Consider the following 2,124-nt stretch of genomic DNA (forward strand, 5'->3'; position numbering starts at 1 on the left):
CCATCTAATAACGAAACAGCTAACTAACCAGAGAGATAAACATGTTTGGTAAAGGCGGTATGGGCAACCTAATGAAGCAAGCCCAGCAAATGCAAGATCGCATGCAAAAGCTTCAAGAAGAAATCGCTAATATGGAAGTAACAGGTGAGTCTGGTGCTGGCCTAGTGAAAGTGACTATTACTGGTAGTCATAGCGTGCGTCGTGTTGAAATTGACGAGAGTCTAATGGAAGACGACAAAGAGATGCTTGAAGATCTTATTGCAGCAGCATTCAACGACGCAGCACGCCGTGTTGAAGAGACTCAAAAAGAGAAAATGGCAGGTGTGACTGGCGGCATGCAACTACCACCAGGCATGAAGATGCCATTCTAATTGAGTAAGAATTAATGCGCACCAGTCATATGCTGGAGCAATTGATGGAGGCCTTACGTTGTCTACCTGGGGTTGGTCCCAAGTCGGCGCAGCGTATGGCCTTTCATTTGTTACAGCGGGATAGAAAAGGCGGCTTGCAACTTGCTGACGCGTTGAGTCATGCAATGACTGAAATTGGTCATTGTAGTGAGTGCCGTACTTTTACTGAAGAAGAGACCTGCCATATCTGTACGAATCCTAAACGACAGGAAAATGGGCAGATTTGTGTGGTGGAGAGTCCAGCAGATATCGCAGCGGTTGAGGCGACAGGACAGTTTTCTGGACGATACTTTGTGTTGATGGGACACTTATCTCCGTTAGATGGTATTGGTCCTAGTGATATTGGTCTTGATGTCTTAGACTTTCGTTTGCGTCGTGGTGATATCAGTGAAGTGATATTAGCGACCAACCCGACGGTAGAAGGTGAGGCTACGGCGCAATATATTGCTGAACTATGTCGTGAGCACCAAGTCCAAGCGAGTCGTATCGCACATGGTGTACCTGTTGGTGGAGAGCTAGAGCTCGTTGATGGGACAACATTATCACACTCCCTGTTGGGCAGGCAGAAGCTGTCTTAATTGAAATCGCCGCGGGAAACCGCGGTTTTTTTGTATCTGGGAATCGATGAGAGGGCAGGCAATCCATCCCTAGATTGCATTGACGTTCAGATTGATTAGAAGCGGTAGTCGAATGAAAGGCTAATCTGATTGTTGTAAGGAATCGAGAGTTTGGTGGTGTCACCGTTGTCCCAATTTATCGTATCACTGTATGACTCAAACATATGGCGGTACTGCAAGTCGGCAGAGAGGTTGTCTAGAATCTTGTATTGCGCGCCAACTTGTAAGCCGTAAGTGACGTCAGTTTGGCTCGCTTTGTGTGACGCTGAGTCGCCGCTATCACGGTCGTAAATCGACATTTCAACACGGTTATTGACCCAGCCTGCAGTTGCGCCGCCGAATACCGAAAGATCAGCTGTCATAGCATGAACATAGTCATAAGAAACTAAATATTCAGTTTGAGCGAGGTCTATACTAGAACTCAGATTCTCTGGTTCCTGATTAAGGCGATTGCGGTGAAAAGATGAATCAACCATATGATTGATAGTGGCAGTAAAGCGGTGGTTTTGATCTAAGTAAACGCCACCACGTAAGTGAAAAGCTGCGCCTTGAGCTTTGTCGTCAAAGATACCAAACTCGCTATCATTGATCTCGCCCTTCATACTTTGATACCCAGTACCACCACCGATAAAGAACTCAGTCGCGTAAGCCGAAGTAGACAGAGTAGCGAGAAGAATTAAGCTAAGATGTTTTTTCATTTTGAACTCCTAAGGAATGTTGGTGGCATTATCTTAGGAGTAAACAGTGAGGGCTAATGAGAAGGGCTTATTATCATAATAAGCATTACTTATTAGGTAAGTCGCTCTAGCTCAATAATATTGTCTAACGCTTGTTGGTTGGTGCTACCGCAGAGACTAGGGCAGGGCTTAAAGTCATGGCACACTTTAGGCCGCTCAGGCTTACCAAATAGCTTACACAGATTCTCTTCGTTTAATTGAACGCATCGAGTATCTGCAGGTTTGCCATTAGGCATACCCGGAATATAAGAAGAAATACTCGGAGCAATACAACATGCCCCACACCCTAATCGACAGTCCATCAACGTCCACCTCATGTTCAGTTGTGGCGGATGGTAGCAGAAAGTGTGATCTATGTCA

General features: G+C 45.7%; 4 protein-coding genes. 2 read left to right on the forward strand and 2 right to left on the reverse strand.

Going from position 1 to position 2,124, the window contains the following annotated elements; genetic code table 11:
• Positions 1 to 41: 41 nt before the first annotated feature.
• A complete protein-coding gene (locus QTO00_RS18725) occupies positions 42 to 371 on the forward strand; it encodes a YbaB/EbfC family nucleoid-associated protein (RefSeq protein ID WP_004413339.1) in 330 nt (109 codons plus the stop codon).
• Between the two features lie 14 nt (positions 372 to 385).
• On the forward strand, positions 386 to 988 hold the full coding sequence (gene recR, locus QTO00_RS18730) for a recombination mediator RecR (protein WP_331426111.1): 603 nt from the start codon (positions 386 to 388) through the stop codon (positions 986 to 988).
• A gap of 95 nt (positions 989 to 1,083) precedes the next feature.
• Here the strand turns inward: recR and QTO00_RS18735 are convergent, their stop codons facing one another.
• Positions 1,084 to 1,725, reverse strand: coding sequence for an outer membrane beta-barrel protein (locus QTO00_RS18735; RefSeq protein WP_331426112.1), 642 nt, complete (start codon positions 1,723 to 1,725; stop codon positions 1,084 to 1,086).
• Positions 1,726 to 1,817: 92 nt separating this feature from the next.
• Positions 1,818 to 2,066 carry a YkgJ family cysteine cluster protein gene (locus QTO00_RS18740; protein WP_331426113.1) on the reverse strand — a complete coding sequence of 83 codons (249 nt, stop codon included), beginning with the start codon at positions 2,064 to 2,066 and terminating at the stop codon, positions 1,818 to 1,820.
• Between the last annotated feature and the right edge of the window lie 58 nt (positions 2,067 to 2,124).

Origin of the sequence: Vibrio sp. M260118 (genome assembly GCF_036533755.1) — a bacterium.
GTDB lineage: Bacteria > Pseudomonadota > Gammaproteobacteria > Enterobacterales > Vibrionaceae > Vibrio.